Raw genomic sequence first — 22,471 nt, forward strand, 5'->3', positions numbered from 1 at the left:
CGGGTTACGCGCGCTCAGAGAGAGCGGGGGTACAGGCGCCCACGGCGTGATTCAGCGAGCAGAATCGGTCGATGCAGTGGAACGCCGTTGTTCGTAGAGCTTTTCGATGTCGTGACAAGCTGCCGAAGTACTGTTTCCGGATCGCCTGCCGACGTTCGTTCGACTGCGCGTGCGTAAGCGACGATCGCTTCGTATGTTGTCTCCGACAGGGAACTGAGCGGAGGCAGGAGTTCGTTCGAGCTCGCGCTGTATCGCTTTTCGAGGTCGTGATCGCCGGCTGCGGATTGAAAGTAGCCGAATGCCGCCCAGACTCCGTCGGCATCGGAATTGCCGATGAGCTGCTGAGTGGCCTCGTCGAGGACCAATGCAAACGTCCGCGTGGTGGCCCGCAGTCCGTGCTGGGCGCATTGTCGTTCGAAGAAGACCTCGTCATGGCCCACCAGGGTGGAAAGAATCAGTTCGGCCCCGGAGTTGGCTATCGACTCGATGATGCGTGAGAAGTCGGTTGTCCCCAACGGTACGTAGACTTCGCCGGCCACCGAACCTGTGGATTCGGCGATCACACGCCGGGCCGCCCAATGCGCACCGAACGACCACGAATACTGCTGGCCGACCAGGAACCAAGTGCGAGAACCGGTCTCGGACATCATTGCGGGTATACCCGCTCGCGTCTGGTCGAGTGGGCGCTCACCCAATCGAAGGACTCCCGGACGCGATCGACCTCCCTCGTTGAGAACTGTGTGCACCAACAGCACACCGGTGTTCTGCAATGCAGATGCAGCGGCATTGAAGGTCGACGATGTCACGCACGCGAAAACGGCGCGACATCCGCTTTTCACCAATCGCAGTGCGGTCGCCGCTCCGGCCGCCGAGTCGGAAGCGTCATCGCCGATCACCAAGTCGACGAGAACGCCGCCGATGCCGCCGTCGGCGTTGATTTCTTCCACGGCCAGTGCTGCGAGTGTTTCTGTCGCCTGGGCGAATACAGCTGCCGGGCCGGATTTGCTGACCAGCAGCCCGATCCGATGTCGGTCGGAACGCGGAGGTTCGGGTGGAGCGAATCCGCGCTTGTTGGCAAGCCAGGAAATGCCGTCCTGATCGAGGCTGGACTCGAGAACGATCCGGGTCCCGGCGCCGTCGGGAAAGAACCGGATCGTCAGGCGGCCGCGCCACGGTTGGTGGTGCACGATCACGACCGATCGGCCCCGCTTCACGCCGGCGACGTATCCCAACAGCGTGATCGGCATTCCGACTGGATCTGCGCGTGCGCCGTCGCCGACGGGAAGGGAGATGGCGGCAGCGGCCCCGACCGTCAGTTGCTCACATTCGAGTTCGAGCAGTTGCCCCGTTTCGAGGCGCTCGAAGGCTGACCCTGGTGGGTCGGTCGTCACGATCTGTGCCGTTACGGAGAGACCTGGCACGTTCTACTTCCTGCCTGAAATAGGTGCTGGGGCTCAACAGGGCCTCACGCTCGGCGACGCACCGATGCGACGTCTGAATCCTCAGTCGCAGTGGCCGGCAACTCGGAGGCGTTCGAACCTGCTTCCAGCGCTCGCCCGAGGACGTCGCGCAGGAACTGGAGTGCATCGTTGGCGGGCCCCGATGGATCTATCGAGAACAGGCGATGACGTCCTTGACGCCGTTCGACGATCACGCCGGACAACCGCAGCGCCTTGAGATGTGTGGATACCGTGGTGCGACCGACCGTCGAAATTTGATCGCTGATGAAGCCCGCGTTGCACTCGCCGTGGGTAGCCAGCGTGTCGAGAATCTGTCGACGCACTTGGTCGGCCAGCACAGCAAACGCCAACTCTTCGTTTCGTTGAGTAGTCACTGTCTGCTGTCCGCGCTTCCTCGATGGTCTCTACTGAGATATGTCGACACCCGTCAACATATCTCGAGTTGCCTCCGAGGGAAAGAATGTGGCCGAAGATTGCCGGCGACTTCGGTCAGTGCTCGGCGGTGATCACCGCGTCGCGCAGCATTCCGGTCCCGGGATGGCAATTGATGTACTCGTAGAGCTGATCGGCGGCATCGAATACCGAGACCTCATGGTAGAGACGCAATTTCGACAGGCCCTCGGCCACCCGGAAGAACGTCGTGAAGATCCGTAGATGGGTCGGGTGGGATTCCGACCACCGTTCGAGTTGGTCGAGGGAGGCCCAGTGGCCGATGTTGTAGCTCAAGTCGAGGAAGTTTCCGTCGATGTCGATATTGCGTACGAATCGGTTGCTGTAGCACCCGACGGCCGAGCCGTTGTCGCGGAGGAAGTCCATGCCCGATTGAAGAGTGGGCAGGATTTCGTCCAGGTAGAGGCTGCGCTCGTCTGCTTCCGCGTCGGCCCAGTCCTGCCCGGACCTGATCAGTGCGATGTTGTCGTGTCCCCGCACTACTACGCGTCCACCTACGGCGGGGTCACCGGCGACGACCCGCAGTTCGCCCGAGGCCTGCATCCAGTCGGTTTGGGAGATCGGAAACCGCTCGCGCATCGAACCCCAGTAGCCGTGCTCGTTGATTTCGCCGCTGACACCGTCCATGACAGCTCCCACCCCGGGGAGGTCGTCTTGGAACGCGTAGAGCGTTTCGAATTGTTCGGCTCTCGGTGCCACGATCTCGCGGAAGAACCCCAATCCGTCCGACAGGCGGTCTTCGGACTCCCACCAGGAGGACACTGGAGGTGATGTGCTCCAACGATGTTGGGAAGAAACATCTTTCCAGTAACCGACCACGATCAGGTTCTCGTAGCCCTGGTTGTCGATGTGATGGGTGAGATCGTGGTGTGCCGGTCCGTCCGGCAAGTCGAAGCCGGCGACGATATCCCGCATCGCCCGCAGTGCTGCCGGGCGCTGATCCTCGCCGCGGAACTGCACGCCGAGATAGCCCATCACGACCTGGTGCAATGTGTCGTCTGCGCGCCCGACCCACATGGGAAACGGTGGCGTATAGGTATCCGGGACCCGCCTGGTCAGAGTGCGCGGGCATTGAAGGTGTTCGCCGATTGCAGATTCCATGAGTGCTCCCTGTGATGTAGGTGGTCGAATCGGGTGCCTGGCACTTGGCAACGCCGTGCCGAAAATCTACGCCCGCTCAGCCGAGCAAACTTGGCCGTCAGCGCCCGATGCTTGGCCTACCGTGCCAAGAATTGTGGATACGCTTCGGCGACAGAAAATTTTGAACACCATGTTCAATGGGTAAGTGTCCGAAGATGTTACAGATCAGCGGGTAGTACTTGTGGGGGCCGCTGCTTGCGACCGGTACCGCCGCGGGCTGATCCCGAATTCCGCCTTGAAGGCTCGACTGAAGGCGGCCAGGTCGGTGAATCCCCAGCGGTGAGAAATCTGGGTCAGCGACCGCTCTACTCCGTGTCGTTGCACGATCTCACGACGGCAACCGTCGAGTCGACGGCTGCGAATCGACCGTGACACCGTCGTGCCGTGTTCGGCGAAGGCTCGGTGCAACTGGCGAATGGAGACTTTGACCGATCCCGCGATGTCCACCGGAGACAGGGCCGGGTCTGCGATGCGGGCGTCTATGACCGACAGGGCGGATTCGTAGAGGCTGGTTCGCCGCGAGGTGATCGGTCGCGCAGTTGTGTGAAGAACGGACTTGACCAGGTTGCCGATCTCGTTGACGACTTCCTCTTCGTCTCCGCTCGCGTCGGACGTCATGCGGACGGAGGCAAGATCGTGAAGAAAGCGACCGAGCAGGCCACTCAGGCCCGCGTGTCCGTCGAAGGCAATGGCCGTCAAACTCGTGACCTCCGCGTCGCTGAGTGACAGGTATGACCGTGGCCAGGTGAACACCTCGAGTCCCCAGATGCCGTCGTGTGCGTGTCCCTCGATCTGCCAATCGAAGGGGCGCGTGGTGTCGTACAGGACGTAGTCGCCACGTCGCAGGACGCATTCGCGGTCGTCTTGCCGCACTACCGCGCTACCGCGGCGGATCATCCCGATTTGCAGATAGTCCGCACCGTCGCTCTTGATCAGGCTGCTGCTACGGACTATTCGTTGTTCCATCGATTGAACTGCGGACACCCGAACGTGTGCGAGTTGGGCCGAGTGCACGGCCCCGCTGAATCGATCGCCGTCTTCGATATCGGATACGTCGAGCGCGACAAAATGCTCACGCAATAAATCTGCCCAGTCGCCCGTGAGAGTCGTGCGTGTGGGCAGGGAGAAGCCGGATCGCGCGAGCATTGCAGGGCGCCTCCTCGCAGAAAAGCCGAAGTTCTCGGGTGCTCGATGTTCAGAGAGTAATCCCGCACATCGGACATGTCGATAGGAGTCGACATGTCATCACGTCGGGAGAAATTGTTTGCCATACAAACAACGCCGAGTTATTGTTTGTCGTACAAACAAGTAGGAGTTCGTGATGGCCACCGAGGCAGTTCCCGCAGCGCGCGCGACGCGTGAGTCGGGCAAGCAGACGCGCATGGCACTGTTCAACGCTGCAACCGAGCTCTTCCTCGAACATGGCGACAGCGTGTCCATCGCGCAGATCTGCACCGCCGCCGGCGCCCATCCCAACCAGGTGACCTACTACTACGGCTCCAAAGAAAAGCTCTTCGTCGAGGTGGCGTGCGCGGCCGTTCTGCGCGCAGGCAAGCGTGCCGAGGTCGATGCCGCCGACGCCGACACGGTCGGCGATTACACCGAGAAGCTGGTCGGATCCCTCCTGGGCTCGGGCGCTCCCAGCGTCGAACTCTTCGTGGAAGCGATGATGATGACGGGTCGTCGTGGTGAACTCCGCGACCTGATCTCCGAAACGCTTCGCACTCTGCACTCCTCGGGCGAAACCGCCCTCCTCCGTACCTTGATCCGCACCGGCTGGCAGCTGCGCGCGGGCATCGACGTCGAGTCCAAGGCCTTCTGGTCTGCGATCTTCGGCCTCGTCATCCAGAAGACTGCCACCGGCGAGAGCTTCGGCTACTCCCTCGAGGAGGCGGTTGCCGTCATCTTCGCCACCCTCCAGATACCCGACGCCGTACTCAACAGCTCGATGGAATGAACTCTCTTCGAGCGTGATTCTCCGACAAGGACTTCGATGAATATCGTTCGCGTATTCGACAGCAACGTCACCAAGACCCCGGACAAACCCTTCCTGATATTCGACGGTCACGATCACACGTACTCCCAGGTTCAGGACGGAAGTCGACGCGCCGCAGGCTATTTGCAGTCGCTGGGCGTGCAGCCGGGCGACCGCGTCGCGCTGATGTGTTACAACACTCCGGGATTCGTGTACGCGATGCTCGGTGCCTGGCGCTTGGGCGCCGTCGTGGTCCCCATCAACCACAAGATGCAGACTCCGGAAGTTGCCTACGTGCTGGGACACGCGAAGGTGTCGGTGTGCGTCTTCGACGGTGAGTTGGCGCCGGTTGTCGGTCGACTGGAGACAACGGCCAAGCTGATCAGCACGGACTCTGTCGCAGACGGTTTCGACTTCTTCGACGACGCCATCACCCGCCAGGACGGCGTTGACGGTATCGACATCGACGAGAACGATCCGGCCGAAATCCTCTACACCTCGGGGACTACCGGCTCGCCCAAGGGCTGCGTCCACAGCCACCGCAACGTCGTCGGTGTTGCCGTCACCGCGGCCCTCGCCGTGTCGACGACTCGGGACGAGCGACTGCTCATGGCCGTCCCGATCTGGCACGCTTCCCCGCTCAACAACTGGTTCATGTCCACGCTCTACATGGGCGGAACCGTCGTGCTGCTGCGCGAGTACCATCCCGTCAAATTTCTGGAAACAGTTCAGGAACAACGCATTACCCTCTGCTTCGGCCCGCCGGTCATCTATACCACCGCACTCAACCTCGTGCCGAACTTTGCCGACTACAACCTCGGAAGCGTTCGTGCGTGGTTGTACGGCGGGGGACCGATCGGCGCGGATGTCGCTCGGCGACTGGTGGAGTCGTACGGCACCACCGAATTCCGGCAGGTCTACGGCATGACCGAGACCGGGCCAGTGGGCACCGTGCTGTACCCCGAAGAGCAGTTGAGCAAGGCGGGCTCGATCGGCCGCGTCGCGCTGGCCGGCGTCGACCTGCGCCTGGTTGCCGATGACGGCACCGACGCGGAGCCCGATCAGATCGGTGAGATCTGGCTGCGCGCCGACACCGTCATGCAGGGGTACCTCGACGACCCCGCTGCCACGAAGGCTGCTTTTGCCGACGGCGGTTGGTATCGCACCGGCGATCTGGCGCGCAAGGATGCGGACGGTTACCTCTTCATCGTCGACCGCGCGAAGGACATGATCATCACGGGCGGCGAGAACGTCTACTCCAAGGAGGTCGAGGACGTGATCTCCGGCCACCCGGACGTCGTCGACGTCGCCGTTGTCGGAAAACCCAACGAAGAATGGGGCGAGACCGTCGTCGCGCACGTCGTCTGGCGTGAACCGGATGTCATCAGCGCCGACGACATCAAGGACTACCTCTCGGACAAGTTGGCGCGCTACAAGATTCCGCGTGAAGTGGTGTTCGCGACGATTCTTCCGCGTACACCGACCGGCAAGATCCAGAAGCACCTCATCCGCGCAGCGAGCTGAAAGGCCTGTCATGACTGATATTTCCGAGAAGACCGTCACCCACCCGGCTCCGCATCGCACCCATGCAGTGCTCAACCAGTCGGTACCGCGCACGGACGTCAACGAGTTCCTGCTCGATACGGTCCTGGCCGAAGGCGTCGCGCGTCACGACGCCGATTGGGCCACCAGTGAACTCACCGATATCGGTGAACTGGTCGGCAGTGCCGGGTTCCAGCACGACGCCGAGCTGGCCAACACGGTGATCCCCGAATTGAAGACCTTCGATCGCTGGGGAAACCGCATCGACGAGGTCGAATACCATCCGTCGTATCACCGGATCATCTCTGCCGCCGTTGCGCACGGTGCTCACACCTCTGCCTGGGCTGACCCCAAGCCGGGTGCCAACGTGGCTCGGGCCGCGGCATTCATGCTCTTCTCCCAGGTCGAACCGGGCCACGCGTGCCCGATCTCCATGACGCACGCTGTGATCCCCTCGCTCGAGCTGCAACCGGACGTGGCCGCTCTCTGGACGCCGCGAGCCCTTTCTCGCAGCTACACCCCCGAGTTGGACGCTCCCGGAAAGGCATCCGCGATCTTCGGAATGTCGATGACGGAGAAGCAGGGTGGCTCCGACGTGCGAGCCAACACGACCATCGCCAAGCCTGCCGGACGTGGCGGCCCGGGTGCGGACTACCTCCTCACCGGACACAAGTGGTTCTGCTCCGCGCCGATGTCCGACGCCTTCCTGGTTCTCGCTCAGGCCGAAGGTGCTGCCGGCGAGGGACTTTCCTGCTTCCTTCTCCCCCGCATCCTGCCCGACGGCACACGCAACGTCTTCCGCATCCAGCGTCTGAAGAACAAGCTGGGCAACAAGTCCAACGCGTCGTCCGAGATCGAGCTCGACGGCACCGTCGGCACCATGATCGGCGAACCGGGACGTGGCGTGCGGACCATCATCGAAATGGTGTCCCAGACGCGACTCGACTGCATCCTCGGCAGCACGGCAGGTATGCGTCAGTCGGTCGCCGAAGCGGTGTGGCACGCACGGCACCGCAGCGCTTTCGGTGCCGTCCTGGCAGATCAGCCGGCGATGACCTCGGTGCTTGCCGATCTGGCTCTCGAATCCGAAGCCGCGACCATCACCGCACTGCGATTGGCTCGTGCGCAGGACGAGGACGCGAATGAGCAGGAAAAGGCGTTCCGCCGACTCGCGACGGCTGTTGCGAAGTACTGGATCTGCAAGCGCGGCCCGCACCACTCCTACGAAGCCCTCGAGTGCCTGGGCGGCAACGGTTACACCGAGGACTTCCCGCTTGCCCGTCGCTACCGTGAGCAGCCCGTCATGGCCGTGTGGGAGGGGTCGGGCAACGTCATCGCGCTCGACGTCCTGCGCGCGATGACCCGTGAACCCGACTCCGTTGCCGCCTTCGACCACGAGATCAACCTCGCCCGCGGCAACAACCCGGTCCTCGATCAGCACCTCGATCGGGTACGACGCCAACTCGGTGAGCTCGCCACGATGGCACCCGCCGACGCCCAGCTCCGCGCTCGGACCGTCGTCGAGGCTATGGCGTTGGCGCTGCAGGCTTCGCTCATGGTGCGCCACTCCCCGGCCGCCTCGTCCAATGCGTTCATTGCCGCTCGCCTCGGCGCCGACCGTGGTCACGAGTACGGAACTCTGCCTGTGGGAACAGATTTCGCGGGAATTCTCGCGAGAGCCTAAGGCTGCTCCCTCAGTACCCTGGTGACGGTGTGTACTGCCGGCGTCGGATTGTTGGGTCGCCATGCCATCGCGATTTTCAGCGTGGGCGTGGCCCCGGCGATCGGCAGGTACACGACCCCGTCCATGGACAGATGCGCCGTCGACTCCACGACGACGGCAATCCCGACCCCCGCTCCGACCATGGCCAACAGGCTGTACGGATCGGGGGCTTCGTGCGCGACGGTGGGCGTGAAACCTGCTGTAGCGCAAACGGACAATGTTGCATCGCGCACCACCGAGCCGTGCTCGGCGGGATACATCACGAATCGCTCGGTTGCCAGGTCTTCCGGTGACACCGAGTCATGCGCACCGAGGTGATGCCTGGCCGGAACCGCGACCATCAAGGTTTCCTCCCGCACAGTGTGTGTTTCGAATCCGCGCGGAATGGGCAGGCCGACTATGCCCATGTCCAGTGCTCCGCGTCGGAGAGCGTCGAGCACCTCACCCGAGTACATCTGCGGCCGTAGTTCCAGTTCGATTCCCGGATGGGAGTCGGCCAAGGACCGTGTGAGGGCCGACAGGACGGTGTAGCCGCCTGTTCCACCGAAACCCACTGTGACACAGCCCGTCTCGCCAGTCGACGCGGCCGATGCGATTTCTCGTACCACGGCGATCTGCGCTTCGATGATTCGTGCGGGCGTGACCAAGGCTTCGCCGGCTGCGGTCAGTTGCACTGATCTGGTGGTCCGGACGAACAGGTCGGTGCCCAGTTCGCGCTCGAGCGCCCGAATGGTCTGGCTGAGCGGGGACTGCCCGATGTGGAGTCGCTCGGCGGCCCGGCCGAAATGAAGTTCGTCGGCGACTGCGAGAAACGCGCGCAGCTGACGCAATTCCATGTCGCTCCTCCCGGTCTTCATTATGTGGTTCTCCCACATAAATCAGTCGAACTAAGTCTTGGACTCTACATGGATTTCGGACGATAGTGATTCACGCCTCACATTGCATCCTTTGGTGATGCCCGACGCGAGAATCAGGGAGAACCGTGGATCAACACCCAGGTCAAGACACCAATCCGCCTGAATACAACACCAAACAGGCACGCAAGGCCGGAATCACGGCATTTGTCGGAACGACCATCGAATGGTTCGACTTCTACATCTACGGAACCGCATCCGCCTTGGTGCTCGGCCCGCTGTTCTTCCCGGATGCGTCGCCGGCGGTGGGGACACTCGCAGCCTTCGCGACTTTTGCCGTGGGATTCGTGGCTCGTCCGGTCGGCGGAGTGGTGTTCGGTCATTTCGGAGACAAGTTCGGTCGCAAGAACGCCGTGATCATCACCCTCGCCCTCATGGGGTTGGGAACTGTCGGTGTCGGCCTCCTCCCTACGTACTCCCAGATCGGGATCTGGGCGCCGATACTGCTTGTGGCACTGCGTGTTCTCCAGGGCATCGCCATGGGCGGCGAATGGGGTGGCGCCGTATTGATCGCCACCGAGTTCGCTCCCCCGAAGAAAAAGGTGCTCTACGGCGCGTTTGCGCAGCAGGGTTCACCGGTCGGCAACCTGCTCGCGACGCTGGCCTTCCTCGGCCTGACGTTGATGTCGGATTCCGTGTTCGAGTCGTGGGGTTGGCGTCTGCCGTTCCTCGGATCCGCAGCTTTGGTGATCGTCGCTCTCTACATCCGTCTGCACATCTCCGAGACACCCGAGATGAAGAAGGCTGTTGCGGCACAGGAGCGTACACGGATGCCGCTGGTCGAAGTGTTGCGGTTGCATCCCGTCGAACTTGCCCTCGGAGTCGGCGCTGTGGTTGCCGGTGTTGCCATCACGTACGTCAAGACAACCTTTGCGCTCTCTTGGGCGACAACGGATCTCGGCTTCGAGCGTAGTGACTTCCTCCTCGTGATCACCGTGGCACTGGTAGCCCAGGCGCTCGTACAGCCTTTCGGCGCTGTGCTGGCCACGCGGATCGATCCGTCGAAAGCGGTCCGTTGGATGCTGCTTCCGGAGATCGTGCTCCTACCACTGATGTTCGTGCTGGTTCAGACGGGCTCCGTGCCCTTGGCGATTCTGGGTATGGTCCTCGCGACGGCGCCTCACGCAATGTATTACGCCGCGTTGGCCGGCATTCTGGCGCAGGTTTTCCCCACCAATGTTCGGTATACCGGCATCTCTCTGTCGTACCAATTGTCGACCGCCATTTTTGCCGGAACGGCCCCGATGGTCAGCCAGTATCTGCTGACGCGAACCAACTCGATCTGGCCGGTCGTAGCTCTAGGGCTCGTGTATGTCGTTCTCTCCCTTGTCTGTATGACTGCATTGTTGCGCAGGAGTGCGCTGCACGGGCAAGGGCTGGAGTCGACGAGCTCCTCGAACATGACCGATGCTTCCACCCTGAAAGGCGTTGACCACTGATGAACTTTGCACACACCGACCCCGCTCTGACAGCGGTAGTGGACAGATGGACCGCCGGGGCGGACCGAGAGACGTTGAACGGATTGCTCGACCGACTGGGCCGAGATGCCGCCGGCCGTTTGTCCGAGCTTGCCGACATCGCAGACAAGAACCCGCCGGTGCTGCAGCAATTCGACAAGGCCGGTGACCGCGTCGACCGGATTTCCTATCACCCGGCCTACCTGGAACTGTGCCGGGCGGCGTACAACGAGTACGGCCTGTCCGCCATGTCGCACCGAAAAGGGTTGCACGGATGGGACTCCGTGCATCCGCCACTCGCGAAGTACCTCGCGTCGTACATCTTCGTGCAGGCAGAGTTCGGGCTGGCCTGCCCGGTGTCGATGACAGATGCTGCTGCGCGGACCCTGCGTATGTTCGGTGATCCGGCCGTGTTCTCGCCCTGGATCGACGCGTTGACGTCGACGGACCCCGAGCAGGCGAAGACGGGTGCGATGTTCATGACCGAGATTCAGGCAGGCACCGACATCGCCTGCACCGAAACACGCGCCGAGCGCGACGGTGACGGATGGGTTCTGACGGGCAAGAAGTGGTTCGCCTCCAACCCGGATGCCGATGTGATCATCACCCTCGCAAGATTCCCGGGCGGACAGGATGGTTCGACGCGTGGAGTCGGAATGTTCATGGTGCCCAAGACCTTGGGATCCGGCGAGCGCAACAACCTCACGATCGATCGTCTCAAGGACAAGCTGGGTACGCGTTCAATGCCGAGCGGCGAGGTGACGCTGAACCGGGCGCACGCACTCCAGGTCGGTGAACTCGATCGAGGGTTCCGCCAGATGGCTGAAATGGTCAACACATCTCGCCTCTCCAATGCGATGCGTTCGAGCGCTCTCATGCGCCGAGCAGTCCGTGAAGCCGTCGAGCATTCGAAGAGCCGAGTCGTGTTCGGTAAGAGGCTCTTCGACCAGCCGCTGATGCGGGCGACGCTTCTTCCCCTTGCACTCGATGCCGAGGCTTCGCTGGCCCTGGTCGCGTACAGCGCACAGTGTCTTCAGGCAGCAGACGGCGGCGACGAACAGGCGCGCGCACTGATCAGGGTACTGACACCGATCGCCAAACACTTTGTCTGCAAACGCGCGCGGGTGGTCACCGGCGAGGCCATGGAGGTGCGCGGAGGAAACGGCTACATCGAGGAATGGGCCAACGCGCGACTCGTCCGGGACGCTCACCTCGGATCGATCTGGGAAGGGTCGAGCAATGTCATTGCGCTGGACGTACTTCGGTGCCTACGTAAGTTCAACTCGCACCGCACTGTCGCGGGAGCGATGACGGACATCCTGTCCACCGTCGGACCGGATTGCGAAGCCGGGTCCGGAGTTCTGTTGCGGCGCTGGGAGGAACTGGTCGATGAAGGAGATCGTCTGATCTCCGGATCTGACGATGCCGCGCAGGCTGCGAGTGCAAGGTACTCCGACGAGTTGGCTCGTACCGTCATGGCGACCCTGCTCTTCGACCTTGCGGACCACGGCATCCGACACGGTAATGGGTACCGGTCACTGCTGGTGGCGAATTCCTACCTGGCCGGTCTTGTGGGGAAGGTGCCGTCGGCTGCACTCGGCAATCTCGACGTGATCACCGACGGCGGTGACGTCGAGCTGGATGATGCACGTGACGTCGTAGCCGAGTTCCTCTCCGTAGCAGGGGTTCACCAGTGAATTCTCCAACAGGCCCCACACCCTTGGCTGGTGTCCGCGTGCTCGATCTGTCGAAGATCCTTGCCGGGCCGTACGCAACCATGTCGCTTGCCGATCTCGGAGCCGACGTCACCAAGATCGAACACCCTGAAGGCGGCGACCCCACGCGTTCGTGGGGGCCTCCCTTCGTCGGCGTAGATGCCGCCTACTACCTCGCGATCAACCGCGGCAAGAAGTCGGTCACGATCGACCTCAAGTCCACCGAAGGACAGGAGATCATCCACCGCATGCTCGAAGAGACCGATGTGGTCGTGGAGAACTTCAAGCCGGGCAGCGGATTACAGAAGATCTTCGACTACCAGGCACTGTCCGAGCGATACCCGCATCTGATCACCCTGCACATCTCTGCCTTCGGTGAAGAAGGACCGCTGCGCGACGAACCGGGGTACGACATGATCGCGCAGGCCGCGGGTGGGCTCATGTCGCTCACCGGTGAACCGGGTGGTGCTCCGATGAAATCCGGGTTTGCGTTGGGAGACTTGGGCGCAGCGCTGTTCGGACTGGTCGGTGTCCTGGCTGCATTGGTCGAGCGAGGCCGGACCGGGCGCGGACAGTACGTGACCACGTCGCTGTACGAGTGCCAACTCGCGATGCACGTGAACTGGGCGACCAGTTACTTCGCCACCGGTGAGCGCCCGACTGCGTTGGGCTCCGGTCATCCGAACCTTGCTCCGTATCAAGCATTTCCTGCCAGCGACGGGTACTTCGTCATCGCTGTCGGCAACGACGCGATGTGGGCGTCGCTGTGCGAGGCCATCGGAAGGAGTGAACTGGTCACCGATCCGCGTTTTGCCCACAACCGCGACAGGGTGGAGAACCGCGAGAGTCTGGAACGAGAACTCACCAGCGCCTTCGCATCGGAGACCGTCGAACACTGGTGCGCTCTTCTCGCCGAACGCGCCGTACCGGTCTCACCGATCCGGCATCTCGACGAGATCTACTCCGATCCCCACACCGCCGCGCTCGGCATGGTCGGAACCGTCGACCATCCGACGCTCGGACCGTTGAAGCAAGTGGCCTTTCCGGTCAACTTCTCCGGCCAGAGGCCACGTCTGACGTCGGCGCCGCCCGTTCTCGGCGCCGACAACGACGAAGTCCTTGGTACCGCTCAGGCCAGCCCGCTCAACGCAGGCGGCGTGTTGTCGTCGCGCCAACCGATGGCCTCGGCAAGCGTCGTGAGGTCGTAGTCCGGTCCGCTGACGCCGACGGTGAAGAGTGAGACACCGTCGGCGACCAGGTCGGCTGCATTTTCGAGCCCAGGCCACGGAACCGAGTGCTCTACTTCCAGCGGGTTCCGGCCCACGTCGGCGCAGTGGTCGGAGAGGATGTCTGACTTGCGCAGGTGTGTCTCACGGTCGCCGAAGCTGTGCCAGACGTCGGCGTACTCGGCGACCAAGCGCAGGGTCTTCTTCTCGCCGCCACCGCCGATGAGGACCGGGATGTTGCGCGACGGCGGCGGGTTGCCCTTCGCCAGGCGGCCCGTGATGTGGGGGAGGTATTCGCCAAGCAGTTTCAGCCGTGAACCGGGAGTGCCGAAGTCGTATCCGAACTGGTCGTAGTCCTTCTCGAACCAGCCGGCACCGATACCGAGGATCAGGCGCCCACCGCTGATGTGGTCGACGGTTCGCGCCATGTCGGCCAGCAGATCCGGATTGCGGTAGCCACCACCGGTGACCAGGGCGCCGATCTCGACGCGTTCGGTCTGCTCGGCCCAGGCGCCGAGCATGGTCCAGCATTCGAAGTGTGCGCCGTCGGGATCGCCGGTCAACGGGTAGAAGTGGTCCCAGTTGAAGACGATGTCCACCCCGGCGTCCTCGGACCGCAAGACGGCGTCGCGTATCAACCCGTAATCGGGTGCGTGCTGGGGTTGGAGTTGAACACCGATGCGTACCGGACGAGTCATGCCACGCTCCTGACGAGAGGAATGGTTGTCTTCTCCCATCATGGCCGGGTGTGCGCGGTACCGCTACCGCCGCCGTCGGTGACGGGTTTGCCCGATCTTGTGCCCACCCCTTTTCGAGCGAACGGTACTTTCGGCGCCTTAGATCGACTGAACGTGCCGTTCGCTCAAACAGGGGGCAGTCAAAGGGGGCGGGTAAAAACAGGGGGGCGGGTAACCATAGGGGTGGTCTGCCCACAGCAGACAGGCGGGGCCGCGGCACTGCCGCGCCGGTAGGAATGGATTCATGACTACTGAAGCTCCCACCGATACCGGCTACCGTGACCTGTTGACAGACAGGCTCTTCCGACAGCGAACCATTCTGCTCACCGGCGAGGTCAACGACGCCATGGCCGAACGTGTGTGTTCGGAACTGGTGCTCCTCGCCACCACCGACCCCAAGCGCGACGTCGTGCTCTACATCAATTCACCTGGCGGATCGGTGTTTGCCGGCCTGGCCATCTACGACACGATGAAGCTCATCCCCAATGACGTCGTGACGGTCGCGATGGGCTTCGCGGCCAGCATGGGCCAGGTGCTCCTCTGCTCCGGCACCCACGGCAAGCGAATCAGCCTGGCGCACAGCCGCATCATGATGCACCAACCTTCGGCAGGTATCGGTGGCACTGCGGTGGACATTGCGATCCAGGCCGAGAGTCTCGAGCTGATGAAGCGTCAATCGCAGGAAATCCTCGCCGCCGAAACGGGCCGGACCGTCGAAGAGATCGAGACCGACAGCGATCGGGATCGCTGGTTCACCGCCGAGCAGGCGCGCGAGTACGGAATCGTCGACCGCGTCGTGACGTCCTTCGCCGAGATAGCACCGCAAGCTACCTTCCCCAAGATCGGATTGTGACGTCATGTCCCAGTACACGATTCCCAGTGTCATCGAGCGAACACCAACGGGTGAGCGATCTTTCGACATCTTCAGCAGGCTGCTCAACGAGCGCATCGTCTTTCTCGGCACAGAGATCGACGACGGCGTCGCCAACGTCGTGATGGCTCAGATGCTGCATCTGCAAGCCGACAACCCGGATCGCGAAATCGGTTTGTACATCAACTCTCCCGGCGGTTCCACCACGGCGATGCTCGCGATCTACGACACCATGCAGTTCTTGAAACCGACGATTTCGACGTACTGCATGGGTCAAGCGGCTTCGGCTGCTGCAGTGCTTCTGGCCGCCGGCACTCCAGGCCATCGGCATGTTCTTGCCCATTCGCGGGTGCTGCTGCACCAACCGTCGACGCAAGGTAGTGGCACCATCTCGGACCTCGCGCTTCAAGCAGCCGAGATCCTGAGAATCCGGGAGCAGACCGAGGCGATTCTGAGTAAGCACACCGGTCAGAGCGTCGAGCGGCTCCGTAAGGACACCGATCGCGACAGGATCTTCACTGCCGACGACGCTATCTCCTACGGACTGGCTGACACCCTCATCGAAGGGAACTGATCAGGCTGCCATCAGGACGGGACCGGAGATCGGGGCGGGAGAATGTCCGAAGGTGAGGGAGTTGAGCGCAACGATCCTGTTGCCCGCTCGGAACAGCAGGTGCTCGAGCGGCATCCCGAGCGCTTCGCAGATGGCGCGCAGAATTTCCGACGACGGTTCCTTCTTGCCCCGTTCGATCTCGGAGAGGTACTGCTTCGACATCCCGACCTTTGCGGCTACGTCGTCGAGAGTTCGGTCCTGATCGCGTCGAACCTCCCGCAGCACTCGTCCGTAGGCTTCACGAATCAGCGGGGGTTTGCGCACGGCGACAGCCGGATCGGGGAGTTCCGACTCACCCTTGACCAGGACCAGTCTGCGCGGCGCATCCATAGGCCGAGTATTCCAGCCGACCGGTTCGCACACCACCCGGTTCACCGAGGGCTGACATCTAGTCCGTTCGAACACCACCGGCAAGGAACATCGCTCGAAGAACGAAGGCCGCCTCGGGCCCGATGATCTCGCCGACAAGGCTGGTGTAGCGGTCGACGAACTCGGGCCCGTGGGAGGCCTCGTCGGAAGTGGGGTCGCCGAGGTGGTGCGCCAGTTCGTGCAAGACAACGAATTCGCGTAGCGCCCACCGGCCGTCACGGTCGTCCGGGACGGCGATGACGTCGTTCGAGTAGTGAGCGGCGGCATTGCCGCCGCGGGAGCGTACGGACACCGGAATGGTTGCGCGAGTCCAGGTCTCCCGTACCCAATTCAGCCCGAGTAGCTGATCGCAGTACGCCTGGACCGACTCCACGGAACCGAATTTGCGCTCGACCGGCAAGGTGATGGTGGAACCCATGACCTCGACGCTCCGAAGTCCACGCTGGTCGGCGCGATCGAACATGGTGCGCACCAACGTCTCTGCCTCGTAGACGGCGCTCCGCTGCGTATCCCTCACGAGTCCAGCTGCCCGCGTACCCCGCCGATCTCCGGAAGGTTCCCCAGACGTGCGGAGCGCGCCGCCCGATCACCCGCTCGTCGAGCATGTGAGGAATGCCCGGCGCTTGCGCGGCCGCCGCCCCGCCACGTCCCACGCGCTTTGGAGTTGGACGAGTAGTAGTCCTTCAGCTCGATTTCCTTGTTACGCAGCACGAGTGCGGTTTCGGAAGACGACGTGGCAGATTCTGCGATCGCGGTCTTCTCCGTCTCCTGCTTCGTCTCGGCCAACCGCGCGCCGATGCGGGACGCGTACGCCATCTGGAAGTTCAGGCGTGCCGTCACTCCGGCCACCGGCTTGCGGACCTGCGTGCTGACGCGTCGTCGTCCACGAGTTTCGACGACGGTCCGCACGGACGTTTCGCCGCGGTACGCCCCGGAACGCACGTACGCGTCGGAGTCGCGCACCATCTGGAAGAGCAGGCTCGAATACAGGGCCTCGCACACGTCGATGTCGCCGGCGAAGCCGTAGGCGTAGATTACGGCCGACGTCTGCGCGATGTCGCATTGCACGTCGTTGGCAGCGGCGATGGCGATGAACAACTGGGCGTACGTTCGCAGTCCGCGCTTGCCCGGTTCGCCGATGGTGATGAGCCGTTGAGTGGGCGTCGCACGCTTTTCCGAAGACGCGGTGTGCGCACGCGCGACCGCCAGGTCGATCGCGGAACTGGTGGCCAACCGCTGAGCGGCAGCCATGAAGGCTTCACCTTCGTGTGGATTGTCGGTGGACTCCGCTTGGCGAAGCAGCGCACCGATGCGGGTCAGCATCTTCTCCGAACTCACCGTGAAAGACTACGCTCGCGCGCCGACACGGACGTTTATGCTGCTAGCGCACACGCTCACCCTCGACTTGGATCGTCCGGCACGTTCCTGCCGGTAGAAGGGATCAACCCCGTCATGGCTTCAGTGACTTTCGAGAGCACCACCTGCCTGTTCCCCGGATCGAACACTCCGGCAGTGGACAAGCTCGACCTCGAGATCGAGGACGGCGAGTTCCTCGTCCTCGTCGGACCCTCCGGCTGCGGAAAGTCGACCACCCTGCGCATGCTCGCCGGGCTCGAAGACGTCCACAGTGGACGCATCCTCATCGGCGACCGCGACGTCACCGGTCAGGAGCCGAAAGAGCGCGACATCGCGATGGTCTTCCAGAACTACGCGCTGTACCCGCACATGTCGGTGGCCGAGAACATGGGTTTTGCGCTCAAGCTCGCCGGAACCAACAAGACGGAGATCCGCGCCCGCGTCGAAGAGGTCGCGAAGATGCTCGATCTCGAGCCGTACCTCGATCGCAAGCCCAAGGCGCTGTCCGGTGGCCAGCGTCAGCGAGTGGCGATGGGCCGCGCCATCGTTCGCCAGCCGCAGGTCTTCCTGATGGACGAGCCGCTCTCGAACCTCGACGCAAAACTCCGTGTGCAGACACGTACGCAGATCGCTCAGCTGCAACGACGCCTCGCGACGACGATGGTTTACGTGACCCACGACCAGGTCGAGGCCATGACGATGGGTGACCGCGTCGCCGTCCTCGAAAAGGGAATCCTGCAGCAGTGCGCCTCGCCGCGCGAGCTGTACAACAAGCCGAAGAACGTCTTCGTCGCCGGCTTCATGGGTTCACCCGCGATGAACCTCTTCACCCTCCCCGTCGTCGACGGCGGCGTCGCATTCGGTGACGGGATCGTTCCGGTTCCGCGCGAGACGATGAACGGCGTCGTCGAAACCGAGGTTGTTCTGGGTATTCGCCCCGAGCACCTCGAGATCGCCGCCGAAGGCCTGCCGATGGAGGTCGACGTCGTCGAGGAACTGGGCTCGGACGCCTACGTCTACGGCCGGACCACGATCGGCGGACGGTTGCAGCAGATCGTCTCGCGTGGTGACTGGCGCAATCCGCCGCAGAAGGGCGAGCGCGTCAACCTGCGCGTCGACCCCGAGAAGGTGCACATTTTTGCCACCACCGACGGGCGTCGCCTGGGTTAGGTCGACCTGTCAAACGACACATGACCGATTCAGGTTCGGCGTAATACCCACAAGTACGGGTGTCTCGTGCCACAGTAGGGGCCGATGCCGGGAGCCGGCACTCATGGCGCATGCCGTGAGCAGGCTCTCGGTGACCGTCTATTTGTCATACACATACGGGGAGCGAATCCATGGTTCTGAACTCGAAGGCGATGCGCCGCGCTGCAATTGCAGCCACGGCAGCGTCCATGCTGGTACTGGCAGGCTGTTCGTCCGATTCGGACAAGGACAGCGGAACCAGCACCACGGCCGCATCCGGGGGATCGTCCTCGAGCGAAGGCCGCGGACCCATCACGATCGTCGAGGGGCAGGATGCCCTGAACGAGGCGCTCGAAAACATCATCTCCGACTGGAATGCCGAGCATCCGGACGAGAAGGTCACGCTCAAGCCGCTGGCGAAGGAAGCTAACGCGCAGGTCGACGACATCACCCAGCGCATGCAGGCCAAGAGCGACGAGTACGACCTCATCGGCGTCGACGTCGTCAACACCGCCCAGTTCGCCGCAAACGGTTGGCTGCTGCCGCTCGAGGGTGACCTCGCGATCGACGAGTCCGGCCTCCTGCCGTCGACCGTCGCTTCGGGCACCTACAACGGCAAGCTCTACGCAGCGCCGAAGAACACCAACGCAGCGTTCCTGTACTACCGCAAGGACCTCGTCGAGAAGGCCCCCACCACGTGGGCCGAGCTCAAGGAAAACTGCCCGAAGGCTGTCGAAGCCGGCATCTCCTGCTACATCGGTCAGTTCAAGAACTACGAGGGCCTGACGGTCAACACCACCGAGATCACCAACGCCTTCGACGGCCCGTGGGTCGGCCCGGACGGACTCACCCCGGCCATCGACGACAAGACGAAGGCAGGCGTTCAGTCGATCGTCGACAACTTCGCCGACAACACGATCCCGCAGGAAGCGCTGACCTACTCCGAGGGCGAGTCGCAGACCGCGTTCGGCGACGGCAAGGCACTCTTCATGCGCACGTGGTCCGGCTTCTCGGTCGACGGTGAGAAGACCTCGGTTGCCGGCAAGTACGGCTACACCGTTCTTCCGGGTGTCGACGGACCGGGCGCTTCGACCGTCGGCGGCTACAACGTCGGCATCAGCGCGTACTCGGACGCACCCGCCACGGCTCGTGACTTCCTCGAGTTCATGCAGACCAAGAAGTCGCAGACGTACTTCACCGAGGTCGGCGGCGCACCCGTCCTCTCGGCTGTCTACGACGATCCGGCAGTGCTCGCTCAGTTCCCGTACTTCGCGACCCTGAAGGAAGCACTCGCCACCGCTCAGCCGCGCCCCGTCACGCCGTACTACACGCAGGTGTCGAAGTCGATCTCCGACAACACCTACGCTGCTATTCGCGGCGAGAAGACCGTCGAGCAAGCCTTGGCGGACACCAAGGCCGGCATCGAAACCGCCGGTAACTGATCTACCAGGAGCAATAAGCAATGGCAGAACCGCAGGATCCTTCCGCGGCTGTGCCTACCAACCCCACGGTCGGGGCCGGTTCAACCGGTCCCGACCGTTCGGGCGTTGGTGGGAGACACCGTGCACCGGAACCGCTAGAAGAGCCGTCGGCATCCGAGGCAGCAGGGACATCCCTGACCAAGGTTCTGCCTGACCTTGCAGCTGCTCCACCCCCGCCGACCTCGCCCCCGCCTGCGTCGGCCGACAAGCCGAAGAAGCGTCGACGAGTTCCGGTGTGGGCGTTCGTCGCACCGTCGCTGATCGTTCTCGCCGTCATCATTCTGTATCCGCTCGGACGAGCGATCTGGATGTCGATGCACAGCGACGGCAAGAAGCTCGATCCCGAGACCGGCATGTTCGTCACCGGTCAGTTCACGTGGTTCGACAACTACAAGAACTGGATCACCCAGTCCTGCAACACCGCCAACGGCTCGATTCCCTGCCCGCCCGGCACACTCGGATCGCAGTTCTGGCAGTCGATCGGAAATACGTTCGGCTTCACCGTCGTCACCGTCCTGCTCGAGACGGTGATCGGTCTGTCGATGGCGTTGATCATGGCCAAGACGTTCCGCGGACGCGGTTTGCTCCGCGCTTCCGTGCTGATTCCCTGGGCCATCCCCACCGCCGTCACCGCGAAGCTCTGGTTCTTCATCTTCGCCAACGACGGCATTGCCAACAAGATCCTCGGCACCAACATCCTGTGGACGGCGGACCCCTGGCCGGCGCGATTCGCGATCGTCGTCGCCGACGTCTGGAAGACCGCGCCGTTCATGGCGTTGCTGATCCTCGCGGGTCTTCAGATGATTCCCGCCGACGTCTACGAGGCCGCCAAGGTCGACGGTGCGACGGCGTGGCAGCGGTTCCGCATGATCACGCTTCCGCTGGTCAAGCCCGCACTCATGGTGGCGGTGCTCTTCCGCACGATGGACGCGCTGCGCATGTACGACCTGCCCGCGATCATGATGGGATCCAATCCCGCCACCTCCACCATCTCGGTTCTGGTGGTCGATCAGATGCGCGTCGGCGCCAATTCGGCGTCGGCACTGTCCACCATCACGTTCCTCATCATCTTCGCTGTGGCCTTCATCCTGGTCCGATTCCTCGGAGCCAATGCGGTCAGCACGCAGGAAAAGCAGCGGAAGGGGGAGCCGGTATGAACAAGGCACTACGCGGCAAGATCGGCACCTACATCGGCGTCGTACTGATCATCGTGTGGGGACTCGCTCCCTGCTACTGGATGATCGTGACGGCGCTGCGCGACCCGGCGGACACGTTCTCGACGTCGCTGTGGCCCACCAATCTCACGCTGTCCAACTTCACCGCGGCGCTCGATCCCGACGCGAAGGTGAACTTCACTCGTGCACTGATGAACAGCCTCATCATCGCGGGCGCGACCACGCTGATCGCCTTGGTCATCGGCGTGTTCACGGCGTACGCGCTCTCGCGTTTCGATTTCCGTGGCAAATACTTCGTCACCGGAATCATCCTCGGCGCGTCCATGTTTCCGGTCGTCGCCCTCGTGACCCCGCTGTTCCAGTTGTTCACCGACATCGGCTGGATCGGCAGCTACAAAGCGCTGATCATCCCGAATATCTCGTTCGTGCTGCCGCTGACGGTCTACACGCTGACGTCGTTCTTCTCCGAGCTTCCGTGGGAGCTCGAGGAGGCGGCGCGTATTGACGGCGCCACCCGTGGCCAGGCCTTCCGTCTGATCATGCTTCCGCTCGCCGCGCCGGCCCTGTTCACCACCGCGATCCTCGCCTTCATCGCAACGGTCAACGAGTACCTGCTCTCGCTCCAACTCTCGAGTGACAAGACCGCACCCGTCACCGTGGCGATGGCCAAGTTCTCCGGAACGGACCCATTCGTCACGCCGTACACCTCGATCATGGCCGGCGGAACCCTCGTGATGGTCCCGCTGGTCATCATGGTTCTCATCTTCCAGCGACGCATCATCGCCGGTCTGACCGCAGGCGGCGTCAAGTCGTGATGCGCGCTTGCGCACGGTTTCGATGAGGCGGGCTTCGCGCGCCCAGCGTATGGAGCTGATTGCCGGCTTCATCTCGGTCTTCGCCCTCATGGCGTTGATCGGCGCTGTGGTCGCGATCGTCAAGGGAGACCCCGGCGTGATGCCGTCTTTGGTGCTGCTCGGTTGCGTCGTCGCTCTCGGGCTCGCGTTCCGCGGATATCGGAACGCGGTCCGAGCAGAACGTCGCGAGTAGCCAGCCCGGTAGGGTGACATTTCGGTATCGCA

General features: G+C 62.9%; 22 protein-coding genes. 13 read left to right on the forward strand and 9 right to left on the reverse strand.

Features of this window, described 5'->3' with window-relative positions; genetic code table 11:
- Positions 1–14: 14 nt before the first annotated feature.
- From PCS43_RS06680 to PCS43_RS06695, 4 genes are all read right to left on the reverse strand, one after another.
- Positions 15–1,421: a substrate-binding protein gene (locus PCS43_RS06680; protein WP_050655937.1), complete on the reverse strand. Its 1,407-nt coding sequence runs from the start codon at positions 1,419–1,421 to the stop codon at positions 15–17.
- A gap of 44 nt (positions 1,422–1,465) precedes the next feature.
- On the reverse strand, positions 1,466–1,834 hold the full coding sequence (locus PCS43_RS06685) for an ArsR/SmtB family transcription factor (RefSeq protein WP_007735244.1): 369 nt from the start codon (positions 1,832–1,834) through the stop codon (positions 1,466–1,468).
- A 115-nt stretch (positions 1,835–1,949) separates the two neighbouring features.
- Positions 1,950–3,011: an aliphatic aldoxime dehydratase gene (gene oxdA / locus PCS43_RS06690; RefSeq protein ID WP_050655939.1), complete on the reverse strand. Its 1,062-nt coding sequence runs from the start codon at positions 3,009–3,011 to the stop codon at positions 1,950–1,952.
- 204 nt (positions 3,012–3,215) lie between these two features.
- Positions 3,216–4,196, reverse strand: coding sequence for a helix-turn-helix domain-containing protein (locus tag PCS43_RS06695; RefSeq protein ID WP_003945977.1), 981 nt, complete (start codon positions 4,194–4,196; stop codon positions 3,216–3,218).
- A gap of 175 nt (positions 4,197–4,371) precedes the next feature.
- Between PCS43_RS06695 and PCS43_RS06700 the strand changes: the two genes are divergently transcribed.
- From PCS43_RS06700 to PCS43_RS06710, 3 genes are read left to right on the forward strand one after another with little or no spacing between them, the layout of a single operon-like run.
- Positions 4,372–5,007 carry a TetR/AcrR family transcriptional regulator C-terminal domain-containing protein gene (locus PCS43_RS06700; RefSeq protein WP_030537647.1) on the forward strand — a complete coding sequence of 212 codons (636 nt, stop codon included), beginning with the start codon at positions 4,372–4,374 and terminating at the stop codon, positions 5,005–5,007.
- A gap of 36 nt (positions 5,008–5,043) precedes the next feature.
- The gene (locus PCS43_RS06705; protein ID WP_030537646.1) at positions 5,044–6,549 is read left to right on the forward strand and encodes a class I adenylate-forming enzyme family protein; all 1,506 of its coding nucleotides are present in this window, start codon (positions 5,044–5,046) and stop codon (positions 6,547–6,549) included.
- A 10-nt stretch (positions 6,550–6,559) separates the two neighbouring features.
- A complete protein-coding gene (locus PCS43_RS06710; RefSeq protein WP_058228167.1) occupies positions 6,560–8,251 on the forward strand; it encodes an acyl-CoA dehydrogenase family protein in 1,692 nt (563 codons plus the stop codon).
- Here the strand turns inward: PCS43_RS06710 and PCS43_RS06715 are convergent.
- Positions 8,248–9,126, reverse strand: a complete 879-nt coding sequence (locus tag PCS43_RS06715) for a LysR family transcriptional regulator (RefSeq protein WP_058228176.1) — start codon at positions 9,124–9,126, stop codon at positions 8,248–8,250. The two genes, PCS43_RS06710 and PCS43_RS06715, sit on opposite strands and share 4 nt — an antisense overlap.
- A gap of 146 nt (positions 9,127–9,272) precedes the next feature.
- Here PCS43_RS06715 and PCS43_RS06720 point away from each other — a divergent pair, with 146 nt between their 5' ends.
- The 3 genes from PCS43_RS06720 to PCS43_RS06730 are packed head-to-tail and all read left to right on the forward strand — an operon-like array spanning position 9,273 to position 13,584.
- On the forward strand, positions 9,273–10,643 hold the full coding sequence (locus PCS43_RS06720; protein WP_058228168.1) for an MFS transporter: 1,371 nt from the start codon (positions 9,273–9,275) through the stop codon (positions 10,641–10,643).
- Positions 10,643–12,358 carry an acyl-CoA dehydrogenase family protein gene (locus tag PCS43_RS06725; RefSeq protein ID WP_058228169.1) on the forward strand — a complete coding sequence of 572 codons (1,716 nt, stop codon included), beginning with the start codon at positions 10,643–10,645 and terminating at the stop codon, positions 12,356–12,358. The genes PCS43_RS06720 and PCS43_RS06725 overlap by 1 nt, the downstream gene beginning before the upstream one ends.
- A complete protein-coding gene (locus tag PCS43_RS06730) occupies positions 12,355–13,584 on the forward strand; it encodes a CaiB/BaiF CoA transferase family protein (protein WP_058228170.1) in 1,230 nt (409 codons plus the stop codon). The genes PCS43_RS06725 and PCS43_RS06730 overlap by 4 nt, the downstream gene beginning before the upstream one ends.
- On the opposite strand, the gene PCS43_RS06735 is transcribed toward PCS43_RS06730, so the two are convergent.
- Positions 13,506–14,300 (reverse strand): LLM class F420-dependent oxidoreductase, encoded by a 795-nt coding sequence (locus tag PCS43_RS06735; RefSeq protein ID WP_209910600.1) that lies wholly within the window; start codon positions 14,298–14,300, stop codon positions 13,506–13,508. The genes PCS43_RS06730 and PCS43_RS06735 overlap by 79 nt on opposite strands.
- 283 nt (positions 14,301–14,583) lie before the next feature.
- Here PCS43_RS06735 and PCS43_RS06740 point away from each other — a divergent pair, with 283 nt between their 5' ends.
- Together PCS43_RS06740 and PCS43_RS06745 are read left to right on the forward strand one after the other, a co-directional pair.
- Complete coding sequence (locus PCS43_RS06740; RefSeq protein WP_007735229.1) at positions 14,584–15,192, forward strand: ClpP family protease; 609 nt, start codon at positions 14,584–14,586, stop codon at positions 15,190–15,192.
- Positions 15,193–15,196: 4 nt separating this feature from the next.
- Positions 15,197–15,784: an ATP-dependent Clp protease proteolytic subunit gene (locus PCS43_RS06745; RefSeq protein ID WP_003945993.1), complete on the forward strand. Its 588-nt coding sequence runs from the start codon at positions 15,197–15,199 to the stop codon at positions 15,782–15,784.
- Here PCS43_RS06745 and PCS43_RS06750 read toward each other — a convergent pair whose 3' ends face one another.
- Genes PCS43_RS06750 through PCS43_RS06760 form a run of 3 tightly spaced genes read right to left on the reverse strand, consistent with a single transcriptional unit; the run spans position 15,785 to position 17,530 of the window.
- Complete coding sequence (locus PCS43_RS06750; protein ID WP_003946041.1) at positions 15,785–16,153, reverse strand: helix-turn-helix domain-containing protein; 369 nt, start codon at positions 16,151–16,153, stop codon at positions 15,785–15,787.
- A 58-nt stretch (positions 16,154–16,211) separates the two neighbouring features.
- A complete protein-coding gene (locus PCS43_RS06755; RefSeq protein ID WP_039973474.1) occupies positions 16,212–16,709 on the reverse strand; it encodes a TIGR04338 family metallohydrolase in 498 nt (165 codons plus the stop codon).
- Entirely contained in the window at positions 16,706–17,530 is an 825-nt protein-coding gene (locus tag PCS43_RS06760) for a DUF2786 domain-containing protein (protein WP_030537724.1), read from the reverse strand. The genes PCS43_RS06755 and PCS43_RS06760 overlap by 4 nt, the downstream gene beginning before the upstream one ends.
- 114 nt (positions 17,531–17,644) lie before the next feature.
- On the opposite strand from PCS43_RS06760, the gene PCS43_RS06765 reads away from it, so the two are divergent.
- The 5 genes from PCS43_RS06765 (at position 17,645) to PCS43_RS06785 (ending at position 22,439) form a co-directional block, all read left to right on the forward strand.
- Positions 17,645–18,718: an ABC transporter ATP-binding protein gene (locus PCS43_RS06765; protein ID WP_003946073.1), complete on the forward strand. Its 1,074-nt coding sequence runs from the start codon at positions 17,645–17,647 to the stop codon at positions 18,716–18,718.
- Between the two features lie 170 nt (positions 18,719–18,888).
- Positions 18,889–20,178, forward strand: coding sequence for an ABC transporter substrate-binding protein (locus PCS43_RS06770; protein ID WP_007735225.1), 1,290 nt, complete (start codon positions 18,889–18,891; stop codon positions 20,176–20,178).
- A 20-nt stretch (positions 20,179–20,198) separates the two neighbouring features.
- Positions 20,199–21,374, forward strand: a complete 1,176-nt coding sequence (locus tag PCS43_RS06775) for a carbohydrate ABC transporter permease (protein WP_209910596.1) — start codon at positions 20,199–20,201, stop codon at positions 21,372–21,374.
- A complete protein-coding gene (locus PCS43_RS06780; protein ID WP_003946046.1) occupies positions 21,371–22,207 on the forward strand; it encodes a carbohydrate ABC transporter permease in 837 nt (278 codons plus the stop codon). Before PCS43_RS06775 ends, PCS43_RS06780 begins: the two co-directional genes overlap by 4 nt.
- Before the next feature lie 22 nt (positions 22,208–22,229).
- Positions 22,230–22,439, forward strand: a complete 210-nt coding sequence (locus PCS43_RS06785) for a hypothetical protein (protein ID WP_019746112.1) — start codon at positions 22,230–22,232, stop codon at positions 22,437–22,439.
- Positions 22,440–22,471 lie beyond the last annotated feature (32 nt).

Origin of the sequence: Rhodococcus sp. C-2, from assembly GCF_027854095.1 — a bacterium.
In the GTDB taxonomy this organism is placed as follows: domain Bacteria; phylum Actinomycetota; class Actinomycetes; order Mycobacteriales; family Mycobacteriaceae; genus Rhodococcus_F; species Rhodococcus_F qingshengii.

Excerpts from the sequence above, each read along its gene's own strand:
- PCS43_RS06735 (WP_209910600.1), bottom strand. The coding sequence starts at position 14,300 with ATGACTCGTCCGGTACGCATCGGTGTTCAACTCCAACCCCAGCACGCA.
- PCS43_RS06700 (WP_030537647.1), top strand. The coding sequence starts at position 4,372 with ATGGCCACCGAGGCAGTTCCCGCAGCGCGCGCGACGCGTGAGTCGGGC.
- PCS43_RS06725 (WP_058228169.1), top strand. The coding sequence starts at position 10,643 with ATGAACTTTGCACACACCGACCCCGCTCTGACAGCGGTAGTGGACAGA.
- PCS43_RS06775 (WP_209910596.1), top strand. The coding sequence starts at position 20,199 with ATGGCAGAACCGCAGGATCCTTCCGCGGCTGTGCCTACCAACCCCACG.
- PCS43_RS06740 (WP_007735229.1), top strand. The coding sequence starts at position 14,584 with ATGACTACTGAAGCTCCCACCGATACCGGCTACCGTGACCTGTTGACA.
- PCS43_RS06750 (WP_003946041.1), bottom strand. The coding sequence starts at position 16,153 with ATGGATGCGCCGCGCAGACTGGTCCTGGTCAAGGGTGAGTCGGAACTC.
- PCS43_RS06695 (WP_003945977.1), bottom strand. The coding sequence starts at position 4,196 with ATGCTCGCGCGATCCGGCTTCTCCCTGCCCACACGCACGACTCTCACG.
- PCS43_RS06710 (WP_058228167.1), top strand. The coding sequence starts at position 6,560 with ATGACTGATATTTCCGAGAAGACCGTCACCCACCCGGCTCCGCATCGC.
- PCS43_RS06715 (WP_058228176.1), bottom strand. The coding sequence starts at position 9,126 with ATGGAATTGCGTCAGCTGCGCGCGTTTCTCGCAGTCGCCGACGAACTT.
- PCS43_RS06770 (WP_007735225.1), top strand. The coding sequence starts at position 18,889 with ATGGTTCTGAACTCGAAGGCGATGCGCCGCGCTGCAATTGCAGCCACG.
- PCS43_RS06785 (WP_019746112.1), top strand. The coding sequence starts at position 22,230 with ATGAGGCGGGCTTCGCGCGCCCAGCGTATGGAGCTGATTGCCGGCTTC.
- PCS43_RS06745 (WP_003945993.1), top strand. The coding sequence starts at position 15,197 with ATGTCCCAGTACACGATTCCCAGTGTCATCGAGCGAACACCAACGGGT.
- PCS43_RS06780 (WP_003946046.1), top strand. The coding sequence starts at position 21,371 with ATGAACAAGGCACTACGCGGCAAGATCGGCACCTACATCGGCGTCGTA.
- PCS43_RS06705 (WP_030537646.1), top strand. The coding sequence starts at position 5,044 with ATGAATATCGTTCGCGTATTCGACAGCAACGTCACCAAGACCCCGGAC.
- PCS43_RS06765 (WP_003946073.1), top strand. The coding sequence starts at position 17,645 with ATGGCTTCAGTGACTTTCGAGAGCACCACCTGCCTGTTCCCCGGATCG.
- oxdA (WP_050655939.1), bottom strand. The coding sequence starts at position 3,011 with ATGGAATCTGCAATCGGCGAACACCTTCAATGCCCGCGCACTCTGACC.